This window comes from Rhodovulum strictum (assembly GCF_009649175.1).
Classification (GTDB): domain Bacteria; phylum Pseudomonadota; class Alphaproteobacteria; order Rhodobacterales; family Rhodobacteraceae; genus Rhodovulum; species Rhodovulum strictum.
Genome location: NZ_WJPO01000007.1, coordinates 67,623 through 93,348, shown reverse-complemented (window position 1 = coordinate 93,348; position 25,726 = coordinate 67,623). Strand labels below are relative to the sequence as shown.

At 70.5% G+C, this 25,726-nt stretch carries 20 protein-coding genes and 2 riboswitches; of the genes, 14 read left to right on the top strand and 6 right to left on the bottom strand.

The genetic code is table 11. The annotated features are described in order from the left end of the window. Positions 1–17: 17 nt before the first annotated feature. From GH815_RS06735 to GH815_RS06695, 9 genes are all read left to right on the top strand, one after another. Complete coding sequence (locus GH815_RS06735) at positions 18–797, top strand: crotonase/enoyl-CoA hydratase family protein (RefSeq protein ID WP_153747991.1); 780 nt, start codon at positions 18–20, stop codon at positions 795–797. 69 nt (positions 798–866) lie between these two features. Continuing rightward, positions 867–1,907: a TRAP transporter substrate-binding protein gene (locus tag GH815_RS06730; RefSeq protein ID WP_153747990.1), complete on the top strand. Its 1,041-nt coding sequence runs from the start codon at positions 867–869 to the stop codon at positions 1,905–1,907. A gap of 8 nt (positions 1,908–1,915) precedes the next feature. After that, the gene (locus GH815_RS06725; protein ID WP_153747989.1) at positions 1,916–2,449 is read left to right on the top strand and encodes a TRAP transporter small permease; all 534 of its coding nucleotides are present in this window, start codon (positions 1,916–1,918) and stop codon (positions 2,447–2,449) included. Then, entirely contained in the window at positions 2,449–3,768 is a 1,320-nt protein-coding gene (locus tag GH815_RS06720) for a TRAP transporter large permease (RefSeq protein ID WP_153747988.1), read from the top strand. The genes GH815_RS06725 and GH815_RS06720 overlap by 1 nt, the downstream gene beginning before the upstream one ends. Before the next feature lie 14 nt (positions 3,769–3,782). Next, a complete protein-coding gene (locus tag GH815_RS06715; RefSeq protein ID WP_153747987.1) occupies positions 3,783–4,280 on the top strand; it encodes a MarR family winged helix-turn-helix transcriptional regulator in 498 nt (165 codons plus the stop codon). After that, positions 4,277–6,106, top strand: coding sequence for a feruloyl-CoA synthase (locus GH815_RS06710; protein ID WP_153747986.1), 1,830 nt, complete (start codon positions 4,277–4,279; stop codon positions 6,104–6,106). The genes GH815_RS06715 and GH815_RS06710 overlap by 4 nt, the downstream gene beginning before the upstream one ends. Before the next feature lie 7 nt (positions 6,107–6,113). Further along, complete coding sequence (locus tag GH815_RS06705; RefSeq protein WP_153747985.1) at positions 6,114–6,989, top strand: amidohydrolase family protein; 876 nt, start codon at positions 6,114–6,116, stop codon at positions 6,987–6,989. Continuing rightward, positions 6,986–8,581, top strand: a complete 1,596-nt coding sequence (locus GH815_RS06700; RefSeq protein ID WP_153747984.1) for an acyl-CoA dehydrogenase family protein — start codon at positions 6,986–6,988, stop codon at positions 8,579–8,581. Before GH815_RS06705 ends, GH815_RS06700 begins: the two co-directional genes overlap by 4 nt. A 33-nt stretch (positions 8,582–8,614) precedes the next feature. Beyond that, on the top strand, positions 8,615–9,322 hold the full coding sequence (locus GH815_RS06695; RefSeq protein ID WP_153747983.1) for a DUF554 domain-containing protein: 708 nt from the start codon (positions 8,615–8,617) through the stop codon (positions 9,320–9,322). 15 nt (positions 9,323–9,337) lie between these two features. Here the strand turns inward: GH815_RS06695 and epmA are convergent, their stop codons facing one another. After that, positions 9,338–10,375 carry an EF-P lysine aminoacylase EpmA gene (gene epmA / locus GH815_RS06690; protein ID WP_153747982.1) on the bottom strand — a complete coding sequence of 346 codons (1,038 nt, stop codon included), beginning with the start codon at positions 10,373–10,375 and terminating at the stop codon, positions 9,338–9,340. 100 nt (positions 10,376–10,475) lie between these two features. On the opposite strand from epmA, the gene efp reads away from it, so the two are divergent. Next, entirely contained in the window at positions 10,476–11,042 is a 567-nt protein-coding gene (efp, locus tag GH815_RS06685; protein WP_153747981.1) for an elongation factor P, read from the top strand. Positions 11,043–11,096: 54 nt separating this feature from the next. Here the strand turns inward: efp and GH815_RS18995 are convergent, their stop codons facing one another. The 5 genes from GH815_RS18995 to GH815_RS06660 all read right to left on the bottom strand — a co-directional run bounded on the left by GH815_RS18995 (position 11,097) and on the right by GH815_RS06660 (position 21,031). Further along, entirely contained in the window at positions 11,097–13,640 is a 2,544-nt protein-coding gene (locus tag GH815_RS18995; protein WP_211365051.1) for a hypothetical protein, read from the bottom strand. Beyond that, positions 13,637–15,067, bottom strand: coding sequence for a hypothetical protein (locus tag GH815_RS06675; RefSeq protein ID WP_153747980.1), 1,431 nt, complete (start codon positions 15,065–15,067; stop codon positions 13,637–13,639). The genes GH815_RS18995 and GH815_RS06675 overlap by 4 nt, the downstream gene beginning before the upstream one ends. Beyond that, positions 15,064–19,107: a hypothetical protein gene (locus tag GH815_RS06670; RefSeq protein ID WP_153747979.1), complete on the bottom strand. Its 4,044-nt coding sequence runs from the start codon at positions 19,105–19,107 to the stop codon at positions 15,064–15,066. Before GH815_RS06670 ends, GH815_RS06675 begins: the two co-directional genes overlap by 4 nt. A gap of 107 nt (positions 19,108–19,214) precedes the next feature. Then, entirely contained in the window at positions 19,215–20,186 is a 972-nt protein-coding gene (gene cobD / locus GH815_RS06665) for a threonine-phosphate decarboxylase CobD (protein WP_153747978.1), read from the bottom strand. Beyond that, the gene (locus GH815_RS06660) at positions 20,183–21,031 is read right to left on the bottom strand and encodes a propanediol utilization protein (protein WP_170290308.1); all 849 of its coding nucleotides are present in this window, start codon (positions 21,029–21,031) and stop codon (positions 20,183–20,185) included. The genes cobD and GH815_RS06660 overlap by 4 nt, the downstream gene beginning before the upstream one ends. Positions 21,032–21,118: 87 nt before the next feature. On the opposite strand from GH815_RS06660, the gene cobU reads away from it, so the two are divergent. From cobU to GH815_RS06640, 4 genes are all read left to right on the top strand, one after another. Then, the gene (cobU, locus tag GH815_RS06655; protein ID WP_153747977.1) at positions 21,119–21,625 is read left to right on the top strand and encodes a bifunctional adenosylcobinamide kinase/adenosylcobinamide-phosphate guanylyltransferase; all 507 of its coding nucleotides are present in this window, start codon (positions 21,119–21,121) and stop codon (positions 21,623–21,625) included. A 34-nt stretch (positions 21,626–21,659) separates the two neighbouring features. Continuing rightward, positions 21,660–21,844: riboswitch (cobalamin riboswitch) on the top strand. 188 nt (positions 21,845–22,032) lie between these two features. After that, positions 22,033–22,383, top strand: a complete 351-nt coding sequence (locus tag GH815_RS06650) for a cysteine-rich small domain-containing protein (protein WP_153747976.1) — start codon at positions 22,033–22,035, stop codon at positions 22,381–22,383. Between the two features lie 140 nt (positions 22,384–22,523). Beyond that, on the top strand, positions 22,524–24,227 hold the full coding sequence (locus GH815_RS06645) for a methyl-accepting chemotaxis protein (RefSeq protein WP_211365050.1): 1,704 nt from the start codon (positions 22,524–22,526) through the stop codon (positions 24,225–24,227). A 246-nt stretch (positions 24,228–24,473) separates the two neighbouring features. Beyond that, positions 24,474–24,582, top strand: a riboswitch (guanidine-I (ykkC/yxkD leader). A 67-nt stretch (positions 24,583–24,649) separates the two neighbouring features. Then, on the top strand, positions 24,650–25,717 hold the full coding sequence (locus tag GH815_RS06640) for a putative urea ABC transporter substrate-binding protein (protein WP_211365049.1): 1,068 nt from the start codon (positions 24,650–24,652) through the stop codon (positions 25,715–25,717). Positions 25,718–25,726 lie beyond the last annotated feature (9 nt).

Below are 25,726 nucleotides of genomic sequence, written 5' to 3'. Positions count from 1 at the left end.
GCAAGGAAGACCGACCGATGAACCGCCCTCTGCCCCGCCCGCTGCTGGATGTCGCGCTTGACGGCCCGATTGCCACGCTGACGATGACCCGCCCCGGCAAGCGCAACGCCATGTGCGACGAGTTGCTGGCCGAGATCGAGGCGTTCTTTGCCCGCCCGCCCGAGGGCATCCGGGTGGCGATCCTGACCGGCAGCGAGGGGCATTTCTGTTCCGGGCTCGACCTGTCCGAGCATGTGATGCGCGACGCGGAATCGACGATGCGCCATTCGCGCAACTGGCATCGGGTGATGGACCTGATCCAGTTCTCGGGGCTGCCGGTGGTTTCGGCGCTGTTCGGGGCGGTGATCGGGGGCGGGCTGGAACTGGCCGCCTCGACCCATGTGCGCATCGCCGAACCCTCGGCGCTGTTCCAGTTGCCCGAGGGGCGGCGCGGCATCTTTGTCGGCGGCGGCGCGACGGTGCGCGTGGGGCGCATCCTGGGCGCCGACCGGATGTGCGAGATGATGCTGACCGGGCGCAGCTACAGCGCCGAGGACGGGCACCGGCTGGGCCTTGCGCATTACCTGGTGGGCGAGGGCGAGGCGCTGGCGCGGGCCCGCCAGCTTGCCCTTCAGATCGCCGAGAATGCCGGGCTTTCCAATTTCATGATGATCCAGGCGATCAGCCGGATCGACGACATGTCGCGCCAGGACGGGCTGTTCACCGAAAGCCTGTGTGCCGCGGTCTCGCAGACCAGCCGCGACGCCGAGGAGGGGCTGCGCGCCTTTCTGGAAAAGCGCCCGCCCAGATTCAGGTAGCGGCCCCCGGGGCCGCACCCCCGGCTTGGGAGGGCCGGTTTCGACATGCAACGCAAGGGAGGAAGACCGATGACCAGACCCCTGACCCGTCGCGGGATGCTCGCGACTTTCGGCGCCGCGCTGGCTGCACCCGCGCTGGTCGGCCGGGCGGATGCGGCCGAGGTGACGCTGCGGCTGCACCATTTCATGCCCGCGACCACGACGACCCAGACCAAGGTGTTCGAACCCTGGGCCGCGGAACTGGCCGAGGCGTCGGGCGGCCGGATCGCGGTGCAGATCTATCCCGCGATGCAGCTGGGCGGCAAGCCGCCGCAACTGGTGGACCAGACGCGCAACGGCATCGTCGATATCGCCTGGACGCTGACCGTCTATACCCCCGACCGCTATCTGGTGGCCGAAACGCTGTCGCTGCCCTTCATGGCGACGACGGCCGAACAGACCTCGGTCGCGATGCAGACCCTGATGGACGAGTTCGGGCAGGGCGAATATGCGGGGGTGCGGCCGCTGGCCTTCCACACCCATGCCAGCGGCAAGTTCCACATGCGCCGCACCGCGATCACCGGGGCCGCCGATCTGCGCGGCCAGCGCGTGCGCAGCCCGAACAAGAGCACCGGCGACCTGCTGGCCGCGCTGGGGGCGGAACCGGTCTTCTTCCCGGTGACGGAAATGGTCGTGGGCCTGTCCAACGGCGTGATCGACGGCTGCTGCCTGCCCTACGAGGCGGTGCCCGCGCTGAAGCTGCACGAACTGACCCGCGAGCACAGCGCCGCCGCCTCGGGCGCGCGGGGGCTTTATACCAACACCTTCGCGCTGGTGATGAACCAGAGATCCTATGACCGCATGCCCGACGACCTGCGCGGCGTGATCGACGCCGCCACCGGGCCCGCGCTGTCGCAGCGGCTGGGGCGCAATTTCGACGTGTCCGAAGAGGTCGGCCGCAAGGTGGTCGAGGACGCGGGCAACGCCATCCACGAGATCGCCGCCGACGAGATCGCGCGCTGGCGCGAGATGGCGATCCCGGTGCATGCGGCATGGCAGGCCAAGCTTGACGCCGCGGGGCTGGACGGGGCCGCGATCATGGCCCGCGCCAACGCGCTGCTGGACGGCTGAGGCGGCAGATGGACCGCCGCGACCCGCTTTACCATGCGGCCCAGCCGCCGCTGCGCCGGGGCCTGGCCTTTCTGTGCAGCCTGTCGGCCGCCCTTGGCGGGGCGGCCATCTTTGCGGTGTCGCTGGCGGTCACCGCCTCGGTCGTGATGCGCAACCTTGGGCTTGGTGGCATCCGGGGCGATTTCGAACTGACCGAGATCGTCTGCGCGACCTGCGCCAGCCTGTTCCTGCCGCTGTGCCAGTTGCGCCGCGGCCATGTGCTGGTGGACCTGTTCACCGCCTGGCTGCCGCGGCATTCGCGCTTGCAGCTCGATGGCCTCTGGACCGCGCTGTTCGCGCTGGCCTGGGCGTTCCTGTGCTGGCGGCTGTGCCATGGCATGATCGAGATGCGCGCCTATGGCGACCGGACGATGCTGCTGGGCGTGCCGGTCTGGTGGGTCTGGCTGCCCGCGATCCTTGGCACCGGGCTGTCGGCGCTAGTGGCCCTTGACAGCGCCGCCGCCCTGCTGCGCGGCCGCGAACCCGATGCGGAGTGGCCGTGATGGACCCCATTTCACTTGCCCTCGTGATGATCGCGGTCCTGCTGGCGGCGGTGTTCCTGCGCGCCCCCATCGCGCTGGCCATGGGCGGGATCGGGGCCGTGGGCTACATGCTGCTGGCCAGTCCCGGGGCGCTGGCCGCCTATCTCTCGACCGCCTGGCCGGACAAGTTCCTGTCCTATGAACTGGCCATCGTGCCGCTGTTCATCCTGATGGGCAACATCGCCACGCTGACCGGCATCTCGGGCCGGCTGTTCGCCGCCTCGAATGCCTGGATCGGCCATTTCCGCGGCGGCATGGCGATGGCCACGGTGGCGGGCTGCGCGATGTTCGGCTCGATCTCGGGCTCGTCGCTGGCCACCGCCTCGACCATGGCGCGCGTCGCCCTGCCCGAGATGAGCCGCCACGGCTATTCCGGCGCGCTGGCCGCGGGCACGCTGGCGGCGGGGGGCACGCTGGGCATCCTGATCCCGCCCTCGGTGGTACTCATCATCTATGCGCTGCTGACCGAACAGAACATCGTCAAGCTGTTCCTTGCCGCCACCATCCCCGGCACCTTGGCGGTGATCGGCTTCATGCTGGCCATCGCGATCTGGGTGCGCCTGTTCCCCGCCGAAGGGCCGCGCCACGCGCGCGCGCCGCTGCGCACCCGGCTGCGCGCGCTGGCGGGCATCTGGCATATCGTGGCGATCTTCGGCGGGGTGCTGGGCGGCATCTATGGCGGGCTGTTCACCCCGGCCGAGGGCGCCTCGGTCGGGGTCGTGGCGATCGCGCTGGCGGGGCTGCTGGCGGGCAGGCTGACGCCGCGGATCCTGCTGGACTGCCTGATAGATACGGCGGTGAGCAGCGCGATGATCTTTGCGATCATCTTCGGCGCCGACATCTTCAACGTCGCGCTCGCGCTGTCGCGCCTGCCGGCCGAGATGGCGGCCTGGGTCGGTGCGACCGGGCTGGGGCCGATGACGGTGCTGCTGGCGATCATCCTGTTCTACCTGCTGATGGGCTGCGTGATGGACAGCCTGTCGATGATCCTGCTGACGGTGCCGGTCTTCTTCCCCACCATGATGGCGCTGGAATTCGGACTGGCGCCCGAACACCAGGCGCTGTGGTTCGGGATCATCACGCTGGTCGTGGTCGAGATCGGGATGATCACGCCGCCGGTGGGGATGAACCTGTTCGTCATCTCGGCCATGGCGCGCGACATCACGACCGCGCAGGTCTTTCGCGGCACGCTGCCCTTCATCCTGGCCGAATTCGTCAGGATCGGCCTGCTGGTCGCCTTCCCCGCCCTCAGTTTCTGGCTTGTCCAGGTCATCATGTAAAAGGAGGCCGCGACATGACACGCCCCCGACGAACCGCCCCCCCCGCGCCCGCCGGGCTGAGCGATGCCAACCTGCGCCAGTTCATCGGCTACAACATGAAGCGCGCCTATCTGACCATCGACGCCGATATCCGCCCCACCATCGAGGCGCTGGGGCTGCGGCCTGCCACCTTCTCGGCGCTGGCGGTCATCATCGAGAATCCCGACATCACCCAGACCATTCTGGGCCAGGCGCTGCATATCGAACGCTCGGGCGTGGTGCTGATCGTGGACGAACTGGAAGGCGCGGACCTGATCTCGCGCAACAAGGTCGAGGGCGACCGGCGGTCCTATGCGCTGCGCGCCACGCTGGCCGGGCAGCGGATGTGGGCCACCGCCTGCAAGCGCGTGCAGGAGCATGACAACCGCGTGCTGGCCCGCCTGTCGCCCGAGGAACGGACACTGCTGAAGGATCTGTTGAACCGCGTCGAGGCGGCCGCGCCGTCCGGGCGCAGCGGAGAGGAGACGCCATGAACGTCGCTGCCAAGGAATGTCCCGTCCAGCCCCATCACCTGCCGCACAAGGCGCATCTGGACTACCGCGCCGATGGCAGCATGATCTTCCGCTCGGATCACCCGCTTGATCCCGTGGTGTCGAATACCGGCGCGTGGCTGCATCGCTGGGCGGCGGTCTGCCCCGACCGGGTGTTCCTGGCCGAACGCCGCGGCGCGGACTGGCGCGAACTGAGCTATGCGCAGGTGCTGGCCCATGTCCGCGCCATCGGCGCCGCCCTGCTTGACCGCGGCATGGGCCAGCAGACGCCCATCGTCATCCTGTCGGGCAATGGCGTCGATCACGCGCTTCTGGCGCTGGGGGCGCAATATGTCGGCGTGCCGGTGGTGCCCGTGGCCGAGCAGTATTCGCTGATCCCCGAGGCCCATCCGCGGCTGGTCTATGTGCTGGACAAGGTGCGCCCGGGCATGGCCTTTGCGCAGGATGCCGCCACCTATGCCGCCGCGCTGGCCCTGCCGGAACTGGCGGGCGTCGAGATCGTGGCCGCGAATCCCGAAGGGGCGGGCCGGGCCGTCACGCCGCTGGCCGATCTGCTGGCCGCCATGCCCGGCCCCGAGGTCGATATCGCCCATGCCGCGGTCGGCCCCGACACGCTGGCCAAGATCCTGTTCACCTCGGGCTCGTCCTCGGACCCCAAGGGCGTGCTGACCACGCAGCGGATGATGTGCGCGAACCAGGCGCAGATCGCCTCGGTGCTGCCGTTCCTCAAGCTGCGCCCGCCGCGGATCGTGGACTGGCTGCCGTGGAACCACGTCTTCGGCGGGTCGCACAATGTCAACATGATGCTGGCCCATGGCGGCACGCTCTGCATCGACCATGGCAAGCCGACTTCGGCCGGGTTTCCCACCTCGGTCGAGAATATCCGCGCGCGGGCCGGGACGCTGTCGTTCAACGTGCCGGTGGGCTATTCGATGCTGGTCCACGAGATGGAACAGGACCGCGCCCTGCGCGAGGCGTTCTTCCGCGATCTGGACCTGATCTTCTACGCGGGCGCCTCGCTGCGCCAGGAGGTGTGGGGCAGGCTCGAGGAGTTCGCCATGGAGGTCGGGGGCCGGGTGCCGCTGATGATCTCGAGCTGGGGCCTGACCGAAACCGCGCCCGCCTGCGTGATGCTGCACGAACCTGTCAACCGCTCGGGCGTGATCGGCGTGCCGCTGCCCGGCGTCGAGGTCAAGCTGATCCCCGACGAGGATCTACGCTGCGAAATCCGGGTGCGCGGCCCGAACGTGATGCCGGGCTATTTCAACGACCCGGACCGCAGCGCCGCCGCCTTTGACGACGAGGGGTTTTTCATCACCGGCGACGCGGTGCGCTTCGTCGATCCGGCCCATCCCGAGCGGGGGCTGGTCTTTGACGGCCGCGTGTCCGAGGATTTCAAGCTGACCACCGGCACCTGGGTCCAGGCCGGGCGCCTGCGGATGGAGGCGCTGGAGCATCTGCGCGATCTGGTTCAGGACGTGGTGATCTGCGGCCATGACCGGGGCGAGATCGGGCTGTTCATCTTTCCCAGGCCCGACCATGTGCATGGCGACAACACCTCCGAAGGGGCGGTGATCGACCCGATCCTTCAGTTCGAGATCGAGGCGGTGATGCGCGAGATGGCGCGCCATGCCACCGGCTCGGCCAAGCGGATATCGCGCGCGCTGATCCTGGCCGAGCCACCCTCGCTGAAGGATGGCGAGGTCACGGACAAGGGCTCGCTCAACGTGCGCAAGATCATCACCCGCCGCGCCGACCTTCTGGAACGGCTTTACGACAACGAGGATCCCGGCCTGATCCGGGTATGAGGCAATCATGGTAGATTTTTCCAAGGTCCGCGCGATCGACTTTCATACCCATGCCGAGGAACCCTGTGGCTGCCATGCCGATGACGGTTATGACGACCTGCAATCGGCCATGGCGAAATATTTCGGGGCGCCCTGGTCGCATCCGCCCACCATCCCGCAGACCGCGGCGCATTTCCGCGAGCAGAACATCGCCGCGGTGATCTTTCCGGTCGATGCCGAACGCGAAACCGGCTATCGGCGCTACCGCAACGAGGAGGTGGCCGAACTGGCCGCCGAACATGCCGATATCCTGATCCCCTTTGCCTCGATCGACCCGCACAAGGGCAAGATGGGCGCGCGCGAGGCGCGGCGGCTGGTGGCCGAGTACGGCGTTCAGGGCTTCAAGTTCCATCCCACGATGCAGGGGTTCTTTCCCAATGACCGGCTGGCCTGGCCGCTTTACGAGGCAATCGCCGAAACCGGCAAGCCCGCGCTGTTCCATACCGGCCAGACCGGGGTCGGCTCGGGGATGCGGGGCGGCAACGGGATGCGGCTGAAATACTCGAACCCGATGTATATCGACGATGTGGCGGTGGATTTCCCCGACATGCCGATCATCCTGGCCCATCCCTCGTTCCCCTGGCAGGAGGAGGCGCTGGCCGTCGCGACGCACAAGCCCAATGTCTATATCGACCTGTCGGGCTGGTCGCCGAAATACTTTCCCGAAATCCTGATCCGCTATGCCAACACGCTGCTGAAGGACAAGATGCTGTTCGGCTCGGACTGGCCGATGATCTCGCCCGGGAAATGGCTGGATGCCTTCGACAAGGCCCCGTTCCGCGACGAGGTGCGCCCGCTGATCCTCAAGGAAAACGCGATGCGGCTCTTGGGGGTTGCGGCATGAAGCCCTTTGCCGCGCCGCTCGGCGACATCCTGTTCGCCATGGGGCCGGTGGCGGGGGCCGATACCCTGCCGGGCTGGGATGGCGGTTTCGCGGCCGAGATCGCGGGCCATTTCGCCGCCTTCGCCGAGGGCGTGATCGCGCCGCTGGACGAGACCGGCGACCGCCAGGGCTGTCGGCTGGAGGGTGGCCGGGTGCGCCTGCCCGACGGCTTTGCCGATGCCTATCGCGCCTATGTCGCGCAGGGCTGGCACGCGCTGGCGCTGCCTGCGGAATTCGGCGGGCAGGATCTGGCGGGGCCGATCCATGGCGCGGTGTCGGAAATCTTTACCGGCGCCTGCCATGCGTTGCAGATGGTCACCGCGCTGGTGCCCGGCGCGGCGCGGGTGCTGATGCGCTTTGGCACCGAGGACCAGCGCGCCCGCCACCTGCCCGATCTGGTCTCGGGCGCGGCGCTGGCGACGATGTGCCTGACCGAGCCGGGCGCGGGGTCCGATCTGGGGGCGATCCGCTGCCGGGCAACCCGCCACGGCGACGGCTGGCGGCTGAACGGCGAAAAGATCTTCATCTCGGGCGGCGGGCAGGATCTGTCGGACAGCATCCTGCATCTGGTGCTGGCCCGCTCCGGCCCGCCCCAGGACGGCGTCCGCGGCCTGTCGCTGTTCCTGTGCCGCAGCGGCGGGCCGTTCGGCGCAAACGGCATCGCGGTCACGCGGATCGAGGAAAAGATCGGGCTGCATGCCTCGCCGACCTGCCAGCTTGCCTTTGCCGATGCGCCCGCCGAACTGGTGGGTGCAGAGGGGCAGGGGCTGGCCGCGATGTTCACGCTGATGAACCACGCGCGTCTGGACGTGGCCTTGCAGGGGGTGGCCCATGCCGCGCGGGCGGGCGACATCGCGCGCAGCTATGCCGCCGAGCGGCGGCAGGGGCGGCGGGCCGATGGCAGCCCGGCGGTTCTGGCCGATCATGCCGATGTGCGCCGGATGCTGGACGACCAGCGCGCGCTGGAACTGGTCAGCCGCGCGATGTGCCATGTCGCGCTGGTCGAACTTGACCGCGGCGCGCGGCCCGATCTGGTCGAGTTCCTGACGCCCCTGTGCAAGATCGCCGCGACCGAGGCGGGCATCCGCGCCGCCGATCTGGGCATCCAGGTTCTGGGCGGCTACGGCTACCTGTCGGAATACCGGATCGGCCAGACCTGGCGCGATGCCCGCATCACCGCGATCTACGAAGGCGCGAACGGCATCCATGCCGGGGCGCTGGCGGGCCGGCTGCTGCGCCACAAGGGCGGGGCGGCGGCCGCGGGCTTTGCCGCGCTGGTGACAGAGCTTTCGCAGGGCGCGCCCGAGGTTGCGCGGCTGGCAGAGCTCTGGCAAACCGCCCGTGCGGCGCTGCTGTCGGCGGCCGACCCGTCGGCAGGGGCGTGGGATTTCGCGATGCTCTCGGCCCGGCTTTTCGAGGCGGCGCTGTGGGTGCGCATGGCCGCGGTGGCCGAGCACGCCCCCGACCCGGCCGAGATCCGCCGCCTTGCCGAACGCGGCCTGAATGCGGCGGCGGCGCGCACCCCTGAGCGGGCAGAGCGGCTTTCGGCCTGAGCCAACCCTGACCCCGCAAAGCCCGGAGGCGCCATGATCGGACCCATTGCCAATGCCCTCTGTACCCTGACCGGGGGCGTTCTGGGCAGTTTTGCCGGGCACCGCCTGTCCGAAGCCACCCGCGCCCGGCTGGTGCTGGTGCTGGGGCTGGCCGCGATGGGGATGGGCGTGGCGATGATCGTGCGCGTCCACGCGCTGCCGCCGGTCATCATGGCGCTGCTGGTGGGAACCGTCGCCGGGGAACTCCTGCGCATCGAGTCCCGGCTGACCGGCGCCGCGGGCGCGCTGCGCCGCCTGATCGACCGGCTGGTGCCCCCCATGGGCGGGCAGGGGCTGCCCGCGGCGGCCCATGCCGACCGGCTGGTGGCGGTGCTGGTGCTGTTCGTCGCCTCGGGCACCGGCATCTTCGGCGCGATGAACGAGGGGATCACGGGCGATCCCTCGATCCTGCTGGTCAAGGCGATGCTCGATCTGGTCACCGCGGGCATCTTTGCCGCCGAACTGGGCCTGTCGGTCGCGGCGATCGCGGTGCCGCAACTGGTGGCGCAGATGGGGTTCCTGCTGCTGGGGATGTGGATCATGCCGATGCTGACGCCTGCGATGGTGGCCGATTTCTCGTCGCTGGGCGGCATCATCATGCTGGCGACCGGGCTGCGCATCTGCGCCATCGCCCCCTTTCCCGTCGCCAACATGCTGCCGGGGCTGTTGCTGGTCATGCCGCTGTCGGCCCTGATGGGCTGAAGCGGGCGCAGCGGCTCAGCCCGCCGGGGTCCAGAGCACATCCGCGATGCGCGGCGCGGCGGTGGCCAGCATCGCCAGCCGGTCGAATCCCAGCGCGATGCCCGAGGCGGGCGGCATCAGCGCCAGCGCGGCCAGGAAATCCTCGTCCAGCGGATAGCGTTCGCCGTAGACGCGCTGTTTCTCGTCCATCTCGGCGGCAAAGCGGCGGCGCTGTTCGGCCGGGTCGGTCAATTCGCCGAAGCCGTTCGCCAGTTCGACCCCGCAGGCATAGACCTCGAAACGCTCGGCCTCGCGCGGGTCGTCGGGGCAGGCGCGCGCCAGCGCGGCCTCGGCCGCCGGGTAACGGTCCAGCATGGTGATCCGGCCCAGCCCCAGATGCGGCTCGATGCGCGCAACCAGCACCCGGCTGAGGATGTCGGACCATGTGTCGTCCGCCCCCACCCGCAGCCCCGCCGCCATCGCCTGCGCCGCCAGGGCGTCGCGGTCGGTCGCGCCATCGCGCCGGATCGTCGCCAGCAGGTCGATCCCGGCATGGCGCGCAAAGGCATCGGCCACCGAAAGCCGCTCATAGGGCTGGAACGGGTCGCAGTCCTGCCCGGCGTGGCGCAGCAGCGTGCTGCCCGCCGCGCGGCAGGCGATTTGCAGCATCGCGGCCACGTCGTCCATCAGGACGGTGTAATCCTCGTTCGCGCGATACCATTCCAGCATGGTGAATTCGGGGCTGTGGCGCGGGCCGCTTTCGCGGTTGCGCCAGACATGGGCAAAGGCGGCGATCCGCGTCTCGCCCGCGGCCAGCAGTTTCTTCATCGCGAATTCGGGCGAGGTATGCAGATACATCCGCCGCGCCACCCCGTCATTGCCGATGGCCTCGGTCGCAAAGGCATGCAGATGCGCCTCGTTGCCGGGGCTGATCGCCAGCGCCGCGGGATCGACCTCGGTGAATCCCTGCTCGGCCAGCCAGCCCCGGATCGCGCCCTGGATGCGGTTGCGCGCCAGCAGGACGGGGCGGCGGTCGGCATGGCGGGATGGATGCCACCAGGGGGTGTCGGTCATCGGATGCGCCTTTCGTCTGGAAATCCGCGCCAAGTTCGGCTAGGGCCGTGTCCAATCCGGCGCTTAGCGCGCGCTGCGCCCCTTCACAAGGAAGACACCCTTGAAAGTCATCGCCTCCTCGCTCCGCAAGGGCAATGTCGTCGAAGTCGACGGCCGGCTTTACGTCGTGCTCAAGGCCGAAAACTTCCACCCCGGCAAGGGCACGCCGACCACCTCGGTCGACATGCGCCGCATTTCCGACGGGGTGAAGGTGACCGAGCGCTGGAAGACCACCGAACAGGTGGAAAAGGCCAATGTCGACGAACGCGAATACGATTTCCTGTATGACGATGGCGAGGGGTTCCATTTCATGAATCCCGAAACCTACGATCAGGTCGTGGCCAATCCCGACATGATCGGCGATGCCGCGCCCTACCTGTCGCCGGGGATGCGGGTCTTCCTTCAGACCTTCGAGGGCAACCCGATCGCGATCGAACTGCCGCAGAAGATGACCGTCGAGGTCGCCGAGACCGAGCCGGTGGTCAAGGGCCAGACCGCATCCTCCAGCTACAAGCCCGCGATGACGAATATCGGCGTGCGGGTGATGGTGCCGCCGCATATCGACGTGGGCACGCGCATCGTCATCAACACCGCCGACAACACCTATGTCGAGCGCGCCCGGGACTGAGCCCCGCACCTGACCGGCGGGGCGGCGCGGCCGCCCCCGGGACCGGCCCCCGCGCTAGCCCGCCGGGCCGAACCCCTTGGCCATGTAGCTGACGACCGCATCGAATTCCGCCTTCAACTGCGCGGGATAGACGATCTCGAACACATGGATCACGTCATCCGCGGTCAGCAGGATCTTGCGGTAGAAGATGCGCTCTCCGGTCAGTCCTGACAGCACATACCAGCCCTCGCCCGTGGCGCGGTAGCTGATCCGCTCGCGGCCCAGGGCGTCCTCATCCGACTGCATCAGCCCGCCCAGCGTCTGGCCCATGACGTTGAACTGGGCAAAGACCAGGAACTGCGCGCTGCCATCGGCCGAGGCAAAGCGCCGCCCGTCGCCATTGCCGGGCGGGGGCTCGGGCTGGAAATAGCTGGCGGGATAGGCGATCGCGGTGCCGAAGCGGCTGTTGACATAGCGCGCATAGCCGCCGCCGATATCCTGAAACAGATCCGGGTCTGCCTGCGGCGCGGCGATGGCGGGCGGGGGCGGCGGCGGCGGCACCATGACGGGCGCAGGTGCCGCGACGGGGGCCGGTTCGGGTTCGGGCACTGGTTCGGGTTCTGCCACGGGTTCCGGTTCGGGCACTGGCACCGGTTCTGCCACGGGTTCCGGGGCGGGTGCAGGCACAGGCGCGGGGGCCTCCTGCGGCGGCGCATCGGTGCCCGCCCCGGCATTCGCGGCGAGCGCCGCGGCCACGATATCGTCGGGGGCGCAGGGGGTCATGCCATCGGGCCAGACGATGTCAAAGGCATTGCGCGCCCGGTCCAGGCTGTCGCCGCCGGTGAAGCGCGAGACCCCGCCCCAGGCAAAGACCACCGGCACGCCGCCGGGCAGGCATTCGCGGGCGATGCGCACGAAATGCCAGCCGGTGACCATCTGGCCGCCATCCATGAATTCGGGCAGCGTGCCGGGCCAGCCATATTCCGTCCATTCCTTGTAATGGGCCCCGCCGCCCCAGGATCCCAGCCGCCCCGCGGGCATCTGCGCCAGGATCCCGTGCGGCGGCATCACCGCGGGCCCGCGTGCCAGCGTCAGGAAACCGCGCCCGTCCTCGGCCATCAGCGTCACGGCATCGTCCTGCGTCAGCAGCGTGAAACCCTCGGGCGGGGTGACGCGCACCATGCCGTCCAGCAGCGCGGCCGGGCCATCGGGGGCGGGGACGGCTTCGGCAGCGCGCAGCACCATGGTTCCCAGAACGGTCTCGAAGCCCGGGCCGTCGATGCCGCCGCCCTTGGCCTCGATCAGCAGATAGCCGCCGGGACCGACCGGCGCGACCGAGGCCAGCAGCGTGCCATCGCTGACCGGCAGGCGGTAGAACCGGGTGCCATCGGCCAGCCGCAATTCGCCGCGCCGCGCCGCCGGGCCGACCGGGTCGGGATGCAGCCGCATGGCCAGTTCGTATTCGCCCCGGCTGGACATCCAGTGCGACCACTCGGCGCTGTCGGGCAGCGCCTCCCAGCCGACGGGAATGGCGAACTCGGCCGGGCCAAAGCTTTGCGGGGTCGACAAGTCGCCGGGCGCCCGGGGCTCGATCCAGATCGTGTAATGGCTTTCGACCGCGCGCTGGTTGCGCGGCGTGCCCAGCGATGCGCCCTCGGGCATGTCGCTGGCGGGGCAGGGGACCGCACCGGCGGTCAGGGCAATGCCGTCAAGCAGGCGGACAAGCGACGGATCGGCGTGGAAATCGGGCATCCCCGCCACCTCGACCGAGACGGTATCGCCGCCCTCAAGGCAGGTCTCGAACACGAAGAACCGCGCCTTTTCAAGGCTGTCGCGCCCATCATCGTAAAGCCGCGATTTCGCCTCGCGTTCATAAAGGATGGCGTCCTGCTCCAGAAACAGCACCGGCTGGCCCCGCGTTTCGGCGCCGATCACCGGCCAGCCGCTGCGATGGTCGCCCGGCGCGCGCGGGGGGTGGCGCATCAGCCGGACCTCGCCCATCAGCCCCTTCCGGTGCAGCCGCGCGGTGCCGTCATGTTCGCTGATCTCCCAGCCCGGCGGCAGGATCACCCCGAACGCCCCCCCCAGCGCCGGGCGCTGCGCCGCCTGTCCCGGCCCGGGCAGGCGCAGCGCGGCAAGGGCCGTGTCAAACACCTCGCGATGCGCCGCCAGCGCGGTGTTGAACCCGCTCATCAGGATGACGATGTGGTTGCCATCGGGCATCGGCTCGGCCGAGATCAGGAACTCGCCCTCGATCACCATCCCGGCCTCGGGCGTCTCGCGGGCGCTGTGGCGGGTGAATTCCAGCCCGCTGTCAAAGACCACGCGGCCCAGATCGGTCATGTCGCTGCCGCGGAACATCTGCATCGGCCGCGGCGTCAGCGTGATCCCGAAGGCCGGGCCGGTGCGCGTGGCCGGATCGCCGCCGAACAGCGTCACCATGTCGTTATCCCGCTCCATCTCGGACCAGCCCTCGGGCCGGGCGAAACCGATGCCCTGCACCATGTCGGCCTGCCAGCCCGCGGGCGGCTCGGCGGCGGTGATGACCTGTTGCGCGGCGGCCGGACCGGCCAGCGCCAGCGCCAGCAGCGCCGCACGCAGCAAGGGAAACGGGGTCATTGCGGGGCCTCCTCAAGCCGGGTACGCCGGGCTTTCATGCGCGACAGGATCGAGTCGGTAAAGGGCTGCGCCGCCTCGCCCTGCATCCGGTCGGCGCAGGCTTCCCAGTAATCGGGATTGCCGGGCAGCGGGTTGCGCCAGCAGCCGAACCCCGACACCACGCAGGGCTCGCCCGGGGTATTGCAGGAATAGCGCTTGTCGTATTCGCCGATCGTGTCGGGATGATAGAATTGCGCGGTCTGGGGCTGGCCATAGGCCGCGGCGCGGCACACGCAGGACAGGAAATCGGTGGACGGCGCCAGCGCCAGCGCGCCCAGCGTCACCATCAGCTTGTCATGCGGCAGCTTCAGCACATCGGCCAGCCGCCCGGCATCGGCCGCGTCGCGTTCATAGGGCTCCTCCAGCCCGGTCGGCAGCCGGGGGATCGCAGCCACCGGGCCGTCGCGGGTGATTTCGGCGCAATCGCCCTGCGCGATGGGCCAGGCATAGCGCGCCAGCGCCTCGTGCTGGGTGGCGTTGCGCGCCAGATCCTCGGTCAGCTTGCCGACGCGGCGTTCATAGCCCTGGCTGATCTCGGTCAGCTTGGCGTAGCGGTTGTTCAGCGCGGTCTGCGTGGCGGCGGTATGCTCGTTGGCAATCGTGCTCATCGCCGGATCGCTTTCGGCCTTGAGCCGGGCCTGCAACATGGCGCGCTGCGGGTTCGTGTCGGTCAGGGAATAATGTTTCTGGATCAACGCCTCGATCCGCTCGCTCCGGCGGGCGTCGATGCGCGCGATCTCGGCCTCGTGCTTTCGTTCAAGGTCGAGGATCTCGGCCTCGGTCCGGTCGCTGAGGGTTCTGATTTCCTCGACCGTGGTCTGGCTGCTGTCGGCCAGTTGGCGCGAGCGGTCGGCGATCAGCGTGGCGTCCCATTTGTTGTCGATGCTCTGGCGCACGATCTCGTTGGTCCAGATCGCCTGGCGCTGTTCGACCGAGCCGATGGTGTGCTCCATCAGGATGTCGAACCCCTTGATCGTGTTCGCGCCCTTGCTGACCAGGTCAAGCGCCTTGCCGATCTTGCCATAGCCCAGCACGGTGGCAAGCGACCCCAGCACCCCCGGCTCGTCGGGCATGGCAAAGTTCCACACGATGCGCGCCACGGCGACCTCCGGGCGATCCAGCCCCCTCAATGCCTCGATCAACCCGGTATCGGCCAGATGCGCGTCCAGAAACAGCGCCCCGGCCACGTTGGCGATGCAGGGATCGGGCTGGGCCGCGTTCATCCGGCCAAGCGCGGCGCGGGTGTGGTCCCGATAGGCGGACAGATCCTCGACCTTGGGCCGCAACGGGCCGTCCACCACCCGATCGGCCAGGGCCGGGGCGGCACCAAGGGCGACAAGCGCGGCGCAAAGCGCAAGGCGCAGGCGGGGGGGCGGGGATGGGGTCATCTGGTGTCTCCACTCGCCCTGTCCTCGACAAGGCCAAGAAAGCGCATCGGGTCGAACTCGTCCGTGTCCTTGAGCATCTCGCGCTCGATCGGGCTGGCCTCGGGCGGCACGACCCAGCCCGCCGAAAGCCCGGTCAGGGCCAGCCGGGCCGGAAAGCGGGGCCGGAAAGCGGCCGATTGCACCGCGCCGTAAAGCGCGGCGCCGCGCGCGTTGGCGGGAAAGCCGGTGCCGCGCAGCCGCACGATGCCCGGCAGCGCCGCGCTGACCGTTCCGGGGGTCAGGTCGATCCGGATCGTGCCGTCCCAGCCCGCCAGCGCCGCCGCAGGCAGCAGCCGGGTCGCGGTGTTCCATACCCCGCGCGACAGCGTCATTTCCCAATCGCCCGCATGCAGCCCCGCGCCCAGCCGCACAAGGCGCAACTGCATCTCGGCATTGCGGGCCATGTTGGCATCGGGCTCGCGCGACAGCAGCAGTTCCACCCCGTCGGTCATGGCGGGATCGACCGTCAGTTCCAGCCGATAGGCGGTGCGCTCCAGCCGGTCGTCCAGAACCGCCAGCGGCGCCTGCGACACCACCCCGGCGCGCGGCCATTCGTGGCCGGCGGGCTTGTCCACGCGCAGCGTGCCATCGGGGGCGATCTGCGCATGATCCTCGAACGGCGCGCCATTCAGGTCGAAGGGGGTCCAGCCCATCGCCCCGTCGGCCGGGAAAAGCGGGGCAAGGCGGGTGTCCGGGTCGGGGTCGGGCCAGACCGGCCCATCGCCCGGATCGCGCGACAGGGTGATGCGGCGCAGGCTCATCCGCGACGCCTCGGCCGGGGCAAGGCCGCCGGTCAGCACCGCAAGGCGCAGCCCCTGCCCCTCGGCCAGAAGCGGCCAGTCCAGCGGCGCGGGATCGACGCCCGCGGCCTCGACCCGGATCGCGCCCTCGCGCAGCACCAGCGCCAGCGTTTCGGGGATCGGCGCGGGCACGGCATCGGCAACGGGATCGGCGCTGTCCAGCGCCCGGCCCACCCGGCTGGTGCCCTCGCCATCGCGCCGCCAGTCCAGCACATGGCGCGGCCGGCCCGGATCGCTGCCCGCCTGCGTGCGTTCGCCCGACAGCACGACGCGCAGCCGGTCGGTCGCGGCCGGGTCAAGCGCGATCTCAAGCCGCAGTTCGGCGCCGCTGGCCAGCCCGTCGGTCCAAAGCAGCACCTCGGGCGAGAAAAGACCCAGAAGGGAATTGCCCTGCCCCTCGGGCACGGCGATTTCCAGGCTGTCGGGCTGGCGCGTCATGTTGGCCGCAAGCGGCAGCCGCGCGCTGTCCGAGGGTTCCAGATGCGGCCCGATCCCGCGCGCGGCGTCGAACAGCACCACCCGGTCGGGCGCATCGCCCAGCGGCAGCCAGGGCATGCCCATCGGCACATGCGCGGCATTTTCCAGCCGCAGATGGCGCAGCGTCAGGTTCCCGGCACCGCCCAGCCGGGTCTGGGCGGCGATCTGCACATGCGCGGGGCCGGGCAGGCTTTCGACCGGGCGGCGCCCCTCCATCAGGATGCGCCCCTCCGCGCCGGTGACCTGCACCACACGGTCGGGCCGGACCAGCAGCGCCAGCGCGGCAAGATCGGCGTCGTCGGGGCGGGGGATGCGGGCCTGCACATTCTTTTCCACGGCCAGCGCCAGTTCCGTTGCCCCGGCATCGGTTTCCTGCAAGGCCAGCCAGATCAGGTGATCGGACCATGTGTCGCCCTCGGGCTTGTCGGGGGGCACGAGGGTCAGGACGAAATGGCTGGTGGCCGGATCAAGCCCCAGCGCGATGCGCACCGCCTCCGGGTCGCCGGGGCGCGGCAGGCTCAGCACCGGCCCGGCCGAGCGCAGGCCCGTCGTTCGCAGGTTCGACCCCGCGGGCAGATCCACCACCAGCGCGCCGCCCTCGTGGCGGGCCCAGTCGTCGAACCTGCCGCCGCGCTGCTGCAAGGGCAGCCAGTCCTCCGAGGGCAGGCCCCTGAAATCGTGCGTGGCGGGGGGGGCGGGGTCCGGGGCGGATTCGGGGGCGGGTTGCGGCACAGCCGGTTGCGCCGCCCCCAGATCCAGCACCCGCACCGACACCGCGCCGCCGCCCGGCTCGATCATCACCACCGCCCGGCGCGCCGGATCGAGCAGCGCAAGCCGCCCGCCCGTCGCCGCCATCGCGCGCTGCGCGGCAAGGCCCAGAAGCCCGCCGGTGCCGCCGCGCGGATCGACCGGCAGGCCGACCCCCAGCACCGCAACCGGCCCGCAGCGCGCCGCCTCCGCGACCGCCAGCCCAAGCGCGCCAAGCGCGGCCGTCGCGGGCAGATCGCCCGGCGCAACCCCGCCACAGGCGCCCGCGCCGATCGCCCCCTCGGCCAGTGCCAGCGCCGCCGCCCAGTCCAGGGCCGCGGCCGGGCTGGCGGGCGCGGTGGCGATGGCGGCGGGGTCCGGCAGCGGCGGGGCAGCGGCCGGGTCCAGCGTCACGCTGCGCCGGATCGCGTCGAGCAGCGCCAGCAGATGCGCCCCGGCCTCGGGATGGTGGACCGCAAGCACCAGCACCGCGCGATCCGCATCGCCCGCCCGCGACAGCGTGGCCAGCCCCCGGTCATAGGGCAGGCTCAGCCCGCCGATGGCGTAAAGCCGCGCGGCGATCACCGTGCTGCGGCCGGGCAGCCCGGCAAGGGGTTCGTCGCGCTCGGCCTCGATCTGGCGGGGGATCACCGCCTCGCGCAGCAGCACCGTCTCGTACTCGGCCAGCACCTGCGCGGCATCGCGCCCGCCCTGCGGACTGGCCAGCGCCACCTGCACCAGCGCATCCGCGCCCTGCGGCATCAGCGCGATCAGCCGCAGCCCCGGCAGATCGGCGGCATAGCGCGACCAGCCCTCGGGCTGATGCAGCGCAAGCCCGCTGGCGGGGTCGGCATGGTTCGCAACCAGCCCCGGCGCCGATCCGGCCGCGGGCACCTGACCGGCAAAGCGCACCCTCTCGGCCACCTCGGTCAGGCGGGCCAGCAGCGCGGCGGGGTCGTGCCCCTCGCCCTCCATCAGCAGGATCAGCCGCTCGCCCTCGGCATTGGCATGTTCAAAGACGACGCTGGCGCTGGCCAGCGGCCCGATCCGGTGCATCTGCACCAGCGCAGGCCCGGCGGGAAAGCTGCGCATCTCGAACAGAAGCGTGTCATCCCCGGGCGCCAGCGGCTCGTCCGGGAACCACCAGAAGGCCATCAGCACCTCGCCCCCCTGCCCGGCAAGGTCCACCCCGTGATCGCGCGTCCCGCCCGTCACCTGCCAGCCGCCCGGCAGCGCCAGCGCCGCCTCGCCCAGCGGATGCGGCTGCCACCCCTCGGCCTGCGCGATGCCCGGCCCCGCCAGCACGCCGCACAGCGCCAGCAGCACCACGCCCTGCCGCAGCGCCCGTTGCAGCGCCCTGAGCCCCGGTTCGAACCCCTCGGCGGGCACGTTCAGCCGCGCGCCGCCGTCAAGCTCCAGCGTAAGGCCCGTGCTGTCACGCGCCAGCAGGATCGCCCCGGCGGCGGTGGGCGGCAGGATCGGGGCCAGCGCGCGCATCCAGCCCGGCAGCCCGCGCCGCCATGGCCGCTGCGCCAGCACGGCGGCGCGCGGCACGATGCGGATGCCGCGGGGGCCGTGAAACTCGAACCCGTCGGGCAGGATGCGCAGGCCGTAACAGCCATTGCGCCAGCCGATCGCCATCAGCGCCGCCCCCCCCGCCGCCATCGGCCACACCAGCCAGGCCGAGACATGCAGCCCGCCGTCCTCGGCCCGGCCCAGCCAGACCGGCAGCGCCACGAAGAACGCCGCCAGCGCCAGCCCCAGCAGGTCGGGACCGGCAACCGCCGCGCCCCGTGCCATGCGGTGAATATCGCCCCGCGGCGGTTGCCAGGGCCAGAACAGATAGACGCACAGCCCGCCCAGCAGCCCCGCCAGCGCCAGCACCAGGGGCACCGCCCCAAGCGCGCAGGCGCCCGCAATGACCAGACCAGCGGCAAGGCCGCGCCGAAGCAACTGGATCGCGCCGGTTCTGCCCATCGCTCTCTCCGGCAGGGGCCTGCCATGTCTGACCCGAGGAAATCCCATTCCGCGCCCCGGCATCAAGCGCCAAGCCTGCGGCTTTTTAGGCACTCGCCCGGGGGCCCTCAGCGCAACGCCGCCGCCAGCCTGTCCCATTCAGCCGGGCTGCCCGGCAGGCCCAGCCGCAGCCAGCGCCCCGACCATGGAAAGATGCGCGACCAGATATGCGCGCGCGCCAGCCTTGCCTGCGCCGCCCCCGCATCGGGCGTGTCGTAAAGCCTGAACAGCGCCGTGCCGCCCGCACGGCCCCAGCCCGCCTGCGCGGCCAGCGCGTCGGCCTGCCGGGTCTCGGCCTCCAGCCGGGCGATGCTGGCCGCGCGCCAGTCCGCATCGGCCAGCGCCGCCGCGCCGATCTCCAGCGCGGGGCCCGACACCGCCCAGGGCCCGGCCAGCGCCGCCAGCCGCGCCAGATGCGGTTCGGCGCCCAGGGCAAAGCCCAGCCGCAGCCCGGCCAGCCCATAGAACTTGCCGAACGAGCGCAGCACGATCACGTTGCCGGGGCAGGGGCCGGGCAGCAGCGACAGGTGGGCATGGGGGTCGGCAAAACTTTCGTCCACCACCAGAAGCCCCACCTGCCCGGCCAGCGCGCGCAGCGCCGCCGGCGTCACGCGCCGCCCGTCGGGATTGTTGGGGTTGACCACGATCCCCAGCCCCGCCCCGGCCAGCGCCGCCGGTTCGGCCACCGGCTCGACCGCGCGCCCGGCCGCGGCCAGCACCCCGGCATATTCGTTATAGGTGGGCGTCACGATCCGCACCGGCCCCGCAGGCGCCAGCGCGGGCAGAAGCTGGATCGCCGCCTGCGCCCCGGCCAGCGGCAGAACCGGCCAGCCTGTGGCGAAACCCGCCTGCGCCGCCGCGATCAGCCGCGCCCCCGGCCCGCTGCCGGGCAGCGCGCGCCATGCCGCGTCCGAGGGCGGGGCAAAGGGATAGGGCACGCGGTTGATCCCGGTCGACAGGTCGATCCAGCGCTCGGGCGGGCCGCCGAACCGGGCCATGGCCTCGGCCAGATTGCCGCCGTGATCGCGCGCCCCGCTCATGCCCGGCCCCCCGCGCGGAACCGGACCACCTGCGCCAGTCCCAGACCGCGCAGCGCCGCCGCCGCACCCGCGGGCACCTGCCCCGGCGCAAAGATCAGCCCCAGCGCCGTGCCGGTATGCGCCGCCACCACGCCCATCGCCCCCAGATCGCGCCCCAGCGCCAGCACCGGCGCCGGATCCGGCCCGCCGCGCAGCGCGTGGTTGCGCCGCGCGCTTTCGCTGGCCAGCGCGGCCAGCCTGCCGCGGCCCGGCGCCCGGACCCAGTCCGCCAGCAGATCGGAAATGTCGGCAAAGCCCAGATCGGCCGGATCGGTGCGCCGCCCCGGCCCGGCGAACCCGCCCACCACCTCCAGCGCGGGCAGGGGCGGCAGCGCGGCCAGCACCTGCCCGGCACGCGGCGCCCAGAGCACCCGCTCGGGCCGGGGTGCCATCAGCGGATCGCTCGCCCCCTCCAGCGCAAGGCACAGCGCCGCCTCGTCGCCCGGCGCCATCGCCCCCCCGGCCGCGCAGCGCAGCACGGCCAGCAGCGCCGCGGTCGAAGCGCCCGCGCCCCCGCCGGGCGGCATCCCCGCCACAAGCCGCAGCCGCCCGCGCGGAGCCTCGCCGCGCACCGCCTGCCACAGCCGCGCCACCTGTCCGCGCGACAGCACCGGCCGCGCGCCCTGCCACAGCCCGAAACCGCCGCCCGGCCGCCATGATGCGCGCACGCCCAGCACCGGGCAGGGCAGGGTGATCAGCGCCAGCGGCCCGCCCGGCCCCAGCCGACCCTGCAACAGCTCGCCGAAATGGCCCGCGACACAGGCGCCTTGCGGGGTCTGGGGGGCGGGGGCAGGGCAGGGGGGCATCGGTGCTCCGGGCGGCGGGACGGGGCATTGAATGGCATTCCGGCCCGGGCTATGCAACGGCCCTCGGGACCGGCAGGGAGAAACGCGATGGGCCATGTGATCCTTGTGACCGGCGGTGCCCGCTCGGGCAAGAGCAGCCATGCAGAGGCGCGCGTGGCCGCGCTGCCCGGCGAACGGGTCTATATCGCCACCGCCCGCCCCGAGGATGACGAGATGCGCGCCCGCATCGCCCATCACATCGCCCGCCGCGGCCCGGGCTGGCTGACGCTGGAGGAACCGTTCGATCTGGCCGGTGCGCTCGATCGCACGGACGGGCGCGGCCCGCGGCTGGTCGATTGCCTGACGCTGTGGCTGGCGAACCTGATGTTTGCCGATCGCGACTGGTCGCCCGAGGCCGATCTGCTGATCGCCGCCCTGGCCCGCCAGAACAGCCCCGTGGTGCTGGTCTCGAACGAGGTCGGCATGGGGATCGTGCCCGAAAACGCGCTGGCGCGCGCGTTCCGCGATGCGCAGGGCTGGCTGAACCAGCGCGTCGCCGCCATGGCCAACGAGGTCGAATTCGTCGTCGCGGGCCTGCCGCTGCGGCTGAAATAGGCGCGGGCGCTTGACAGACGGCCCGGCAGGCTGCACCTCTCGGGGGCGGTCCGGTGCTTCCGCAAGGAAGTGAAAAGGGAAGCCGGTGCGAACCCGGCGCTGCCCCCGCAACTGTAAGCGGCGAGCCCGCGCCCGAATGCCACCGGCAGCCAGCCGGGAAGGCGGGCGCCAAGGCCCTGACCCGCAAGCCAGGAGACCTGCCGGACAGCGGAACCGAACCCGGGCGGCGGGCCCGGCGGCAGGCGCGTGCGGGCCAGCGGCACCGGCACCCCCTCCGCCCATCGCGTCCCGGGCTCACAGGCCAGCCGCGACCGCCCCTCGGGCCGGGACGGCGGGCGCCCATGCCGGGGCCGGACGCGCGGGGGATGCGCGGCGGACCAGGGCCGACCCGCAAGGAGGGGATGCGCATGCAACCCAAGGACACGACCACCAACGAAGGCTACAAGGGCTTCACCAATGCCGGTTGCCCCTTCCTGCCCTGTCACAAGGGCGTGCAGCGCGAATTCAACTGCCTGTTCTGCTACTGCCCGCTGATCGCCTATGAATGCCCCGGCCCCTACGAGGTCTATACCGACCGCAACGGGCTGACGCGCAAGGATTGCTCGGCCTGCACGCTGCCCCATGACGGCTATCACCAGTCCTGGAACTTCATCCAGCGCTGGCTGGAATACCCCGTCCCGTGGTCCGGCAAGCCCCAGACCGACCCGCCGATCCGCCGCCCGAAACCGCCGGGCCACGAAGACCTGTCTGACGACTGAGTCGGAAACGCGCGGATTTTGCGCGGTCCTGCGGGGCCGTGCTTAATCCTGTCGCAAGATTTTCATCCTATCACCACCCTTGTTACATACTTGTCACATACGCGGCCCCAACCGCACAGACAGGTTTTTGAGGGTGAAAGATGTTGAAAGCCATTCGGAACACGTCGCTCAGGACGCGCATTGTCGGGGGCTTCGGCCTTGTTCTTATGTTGTTCGCCGTGGTGACCGCCGTCGGTATCCGGCAGGTGAATCAGGTCGATGCCGCGCTGGTCGAGATCAATCAGGTCAACAGCGTCAAGCAGCGCCATGCGATCAATTTCCGCGGCAGCGTGCATGACCGCGCCATCGAGTTGCGCGACGTGGTGCTGTTCGACGATCCCGCGCGCGTGGCGCAGGCGGTCGAGACCATCGACCGGCTGGCCCGCGACTATGCCGATTCGGCCGGGCCGCTGGACGCGCTGATGCGCGAGGACGCGCAAACCTTGCCCCGCGAGCGTGAAATCCTGTCCGAAATCAACGCGATCGAGGCCCGGACCCTGCCCGTCGTCGCCGAGATCATCGCCCTGCGCCGCAGCGACGAGGACCGCGCCCATGACCTGCTGATGCAGACCGCCCGGCCGCTGTTCATCGACTGGCTGGCGGCGATCAACCGCTTCATCGACATCCAGGAGGACAAGAACCGCGTGGCGACCGAAACGGCCACCACCATCACCAGCGGTTTCCAGATGCTTATGCTGGCGGCCTGTGCCGTGTCCTTCGTGATCGGCATCGCCATCGCGCTGTGGTGCGTCGCCTCGGTCAGCCGCCTGCGCGCCCTGACCGGCGTCATGCTGCGGCTGGCGGACGGGCAGTTGCAGACCGAGGTGCCCGAGAACGCCACGAGGGACGAGGTTGGCGACATCACCCGGACCGTTCAGGTCTTCAAGAACAACGCCCTGCGCGCCCAGCACCTGGAAGGCGAGGCCGAACAGGCACGCCTGCGCGCCGAACAGGAAAAACGGCTGGCGATGCAACGGCTTGCCGATGAGTTCGAGGCCAGCGTCCAGGGCGTGGTGACAACCGTTGCCGGTTCCGCCGCCGAGATGAAGTTTTCCTCCGACACGCTCGACCAGACCGCGTCCGATACCTCGCTGCGCGCCGCCGCCGTCGCCACCGCCGCCACCGAGGCCTCGGGCAACGTGCAGACCGTGGCCCGGGCGACCGAGGGGCTGACCGCCTCGATCCGCGAGATCGCGCAGCAGGTCCAGACCTCGGCACAGACCGCGCAGGGCGCCGTCGCCAAGGCCAGCCAGACCAGCCAGAAGGTCGCCGAACTTTCCGAGGCCAGCCACCATATCGGCGAGGTCGTCGAGCTGATCAGCGAGATCGCCAGCCAGACCAACCTTCTGGCCATCAATGCCAGCGTCGAGGCCGCCCGCGCGGGCGAGGCCGGCAAGGGCTTTGCCGTCGTCGCCGCCGAGGTCAAGAACCTTGCCAGCCAGACCGCCAAGGCCACCCAGGACATCGGCCGGCAGGTTGCCGCGATGCAGGCGGTCACCGGCGACACCGTCACGGCCATCGGCGAGATCGGTGCCACGATCCACGAACTCGACCGGATCGCCGCATCCATCGCCGCCGCGGTCGAACAGCAGGGTGCCGCCACCCAGGACATCGCCCGCAACGTCCAGGAGGCTGCCCGCGGCACCTCTGAAGTGACCGCCAATATCGAGGCCGTCTCGGTCGCGGCCGATGGCACCGGCTCGTCGGCCACCGAATTGCAGCGCGCCGCCGACGGGCTGTCGCGTCTGGCCGAGTCCCTGCGCCACGAGGTCGAGGGCTTCATCGGCAAGGTGCGCGCCGCCTGACGGCGCGCCACCGCTCAGGCCGGGGCGGCGGGCCCTGCCCCGTGATCCTCATGCGCGTGCTGGCGATGGACCCCCGCCGCACGCGACAAACCCTGCCCGCGAGTCGGCGGGACGGTCAATAAACCGCCCGCACCCGCGCCATAGGGCAAAAAGATCGCCCAAATTCCGGGCATATCCGCCAGCCCCGCCCGAAATACCCGCCGCCAGGGCTTCCCGCCCGCCGCGCCCTTGGGGACCAATGGGGGTGAGTATGGCGGCTAGGGTTCCGGCCTTTCCAGGGGTGACTGGTCCGAGAGCTGCCGCCGGCGGGAGAGACATCCCCGCCGGAGCACGGCGGGACAAAAGCCCGGGAGACCTCGTAGAGCCAAGGGATTGGCGGCGCGATGGTCGTCTTTCCCCCATTCGTCAGGAAAGGAAAGCCCATGTCGCTGCGCATCCCGTCGGTTCTTGTCTCTCTCGTCGCACTTGGCGCACTGGCGGCAACGCCGCTCGCCGCCGAACCCAAGAGCCGGTTCAAGGTCGGCTGGTCGATCTATGTCGGCTGGATGCCCTGGGGCTATGCCGCCGATACCGGCATCGTCGACAGATGGGCCGAGAAATACGGCATCGCCATCGAGGTGACGCAGTTCAACGACTATATCGAATCGATCAACCAGTACACCGCCGGGGCCTATGACGCGGTCACGCTGACCAACATGGACGGGCTGTCGATCCCGGCGGCGGGCGGCGTGGATACCACCGCGGTCATCGTCGGCGATTTCTCGGCCGGAAACGACGCGGTGATCCTGAAGGACAGCACCAGCCTGGCCGAGATCGCCGGGCGCAATGTCAATCTGGTGGAATTCTCGGTCTCGCATTACCTGCTGGCCCGCGCGCTCGACAGCGTAGGGCTCAGCGAACGCGACGTCAGGGTGATCAACACCGCCGATCCCGACATGGCCGCCGCCTTTCAGACCCGCGACGTGACCGCGATGGTGACATGGAACCCCATCGTCTCGGAAATCGCGGCGATGCCGGGCGCGAACCTGGTCTTCGACAGCAGCGACATTCCCGGCGAGATCATCGACCTGATGGTGGCCAATACCGCGGTGCTGGCCGACAATCCCGATTTCGGCAAGGCGCTGGCGGGCATCTGGTACGAAACCGCCGCGCTGATGGTGGCCGACACGCCCGAGGGCGCGGCGGCGCGCGCGGCGATGGGCGCGGCCTCGGGCACCGATCAGGCGGGATACGAGGCGCAGCTTGCCGCGACCCGGCTCTTTGCCGATCCGGCCGAGGCGGTGGCCTTTACCCTCTCGCCCGATCTGGGCACCACGATGGACCACATCCGCACCTTCCTGTTCGACAAGGGCCTGCTGGGGGCGGGGGCGCCTTCGGCCGACGTGATCGGGATCGAACTGCCCGGCGGCGCGGTGATGGGCGATCCGGCGAATGTGAAATTCCGCTTCGACGCGACCTACATGCAGCTTGCCGCCGACGGCGCGCTCTGAGGGGCGCGG

Coding starts and splice junctions, on each gene's coding strand:
- GH815_RS06735 (WP_153747991.1), top strand. CDS start 18: ATGAACCGCCCTCTGCCCCGCCCGCTGCTGGATGTCGCGCTTGACGGC.
- GH815_RS06730 (WP_153747990.1), top strand. CDS start 867: ATGACCAGACCCCTGACCCGTCGCGGGATGCTCGCGACTTTCGGCGCC.
- GH815_RS06725 (WP_153747989.1), top strand. CDS start 1,916: ATGGACCGCCGCGACCCGCTTTACCATGCGGCCCAGCCGCCGCTGCGC.
- GH815_RS06720 (WP_153747988.1), top strand. CDS start 2,449: ATGGACCCCATTTCACTTGCCCTCGTGATGATCGCGGTCCTGCTGGCG.
- GH815_RS06715 (WP_153747987.1), top strand. CDS start 3,783: ATGACACGCCCCCGACGAACCGCCCCCCCCGCGCCCGCCGGGCTGAGC.
- GH815_RS06710 (WP_153747986.1), top strand. CDS start 4,277: ATGAACGTCGCTGCCAAGGAATGTCCCGTCCAGCCCCATCACCTGCCG.
- GH815_RS06705 (WP_153747985.1), top strand. CDS start 6,114: ATGGTAGATTTTTCCAAGGTCCGCGCGATCGACTTTCATACCCATGCC.
- GH815_RS06700 (WP_153747984.1), top strand. CDS start 6,986: ATGAAGCCCTTTGCCGCGCCGCTCGGCGACATCCTGTTCGCCATGGGG.
- GH815_RS06695 (WP_153747983.1), top strand. CDS start 8,615: ATGATCGGACCCATTGCCAATGCCCTCTGTACCCTGACCGGGGGCGTT.
- epmA (WP_153747982.1), bottom strand. CDS start 10,375: ATGACCGACACCCCCTGGTGGCATCCATCCCGCCATGCCGACCGCCGC.
- GH815_RS18995 (WP_211365051.1), bottom strand. CDS start 13,640: ATGACCCCGTTTCCCTTGCTGCGTGCGGCGCTGCTGGCGCTGGCGCTG.
- GH815_RS06675 (WP_153747980.1), bottom strand. CDS start 15,067: ATGACCCCATCCCCGCCCCCCCGCCTGCGCCTTGCGCTTTGCGCCGCG.
- GH815_RS06670 (WP_153747979.1), bottom strand. CDS start 19,107: ATGGGCAGAACCGGCGCGATCCAGTTGCTTCGGCGCGGCCTTGCCGCT.
- cobD (WP_153747978.1), bottom strand. CDS start 20,186: ATGAGCGGGGCGCGCGATCACGGCGGCAATCTGGCCGAGGCCATGGCC.
- GH815_RS06660 (WP_170290308.1), bottom strand. CDS start 21,031: ATGCCCCCCTGCCCTGCCCCCGCCCCCCAGACCCCGCAAGGCGCCTGT.
- cobU (WP_153747977.1), top strand. CDS start 21,119: ATGGGCCATGTGATCCTTGTGACCGGCGGTGCCCGCTCGGGCAAGAGC.
- GH815_RS06650 (WP_153747976.1), top strand. CDS start 22,033: ATGCAACCCAAGGACACGACCACCAACGAAGGCTACAAGGGCTTCACC.
- GH815_RS06645 (WP_211365050.1), top strand. CDS start 22,524: ATGTTGAAAGCCATTCGGAACACGTCGCTCAGGACGCGCATTGTCGGG.
- GH815_RS06640 (WP_211365049.1), top strand. CDS start 24,650: ATGTCGCTGCGCATCCCGTCGGTTCTTGTCTCTCTCGTCGCACTTGGC.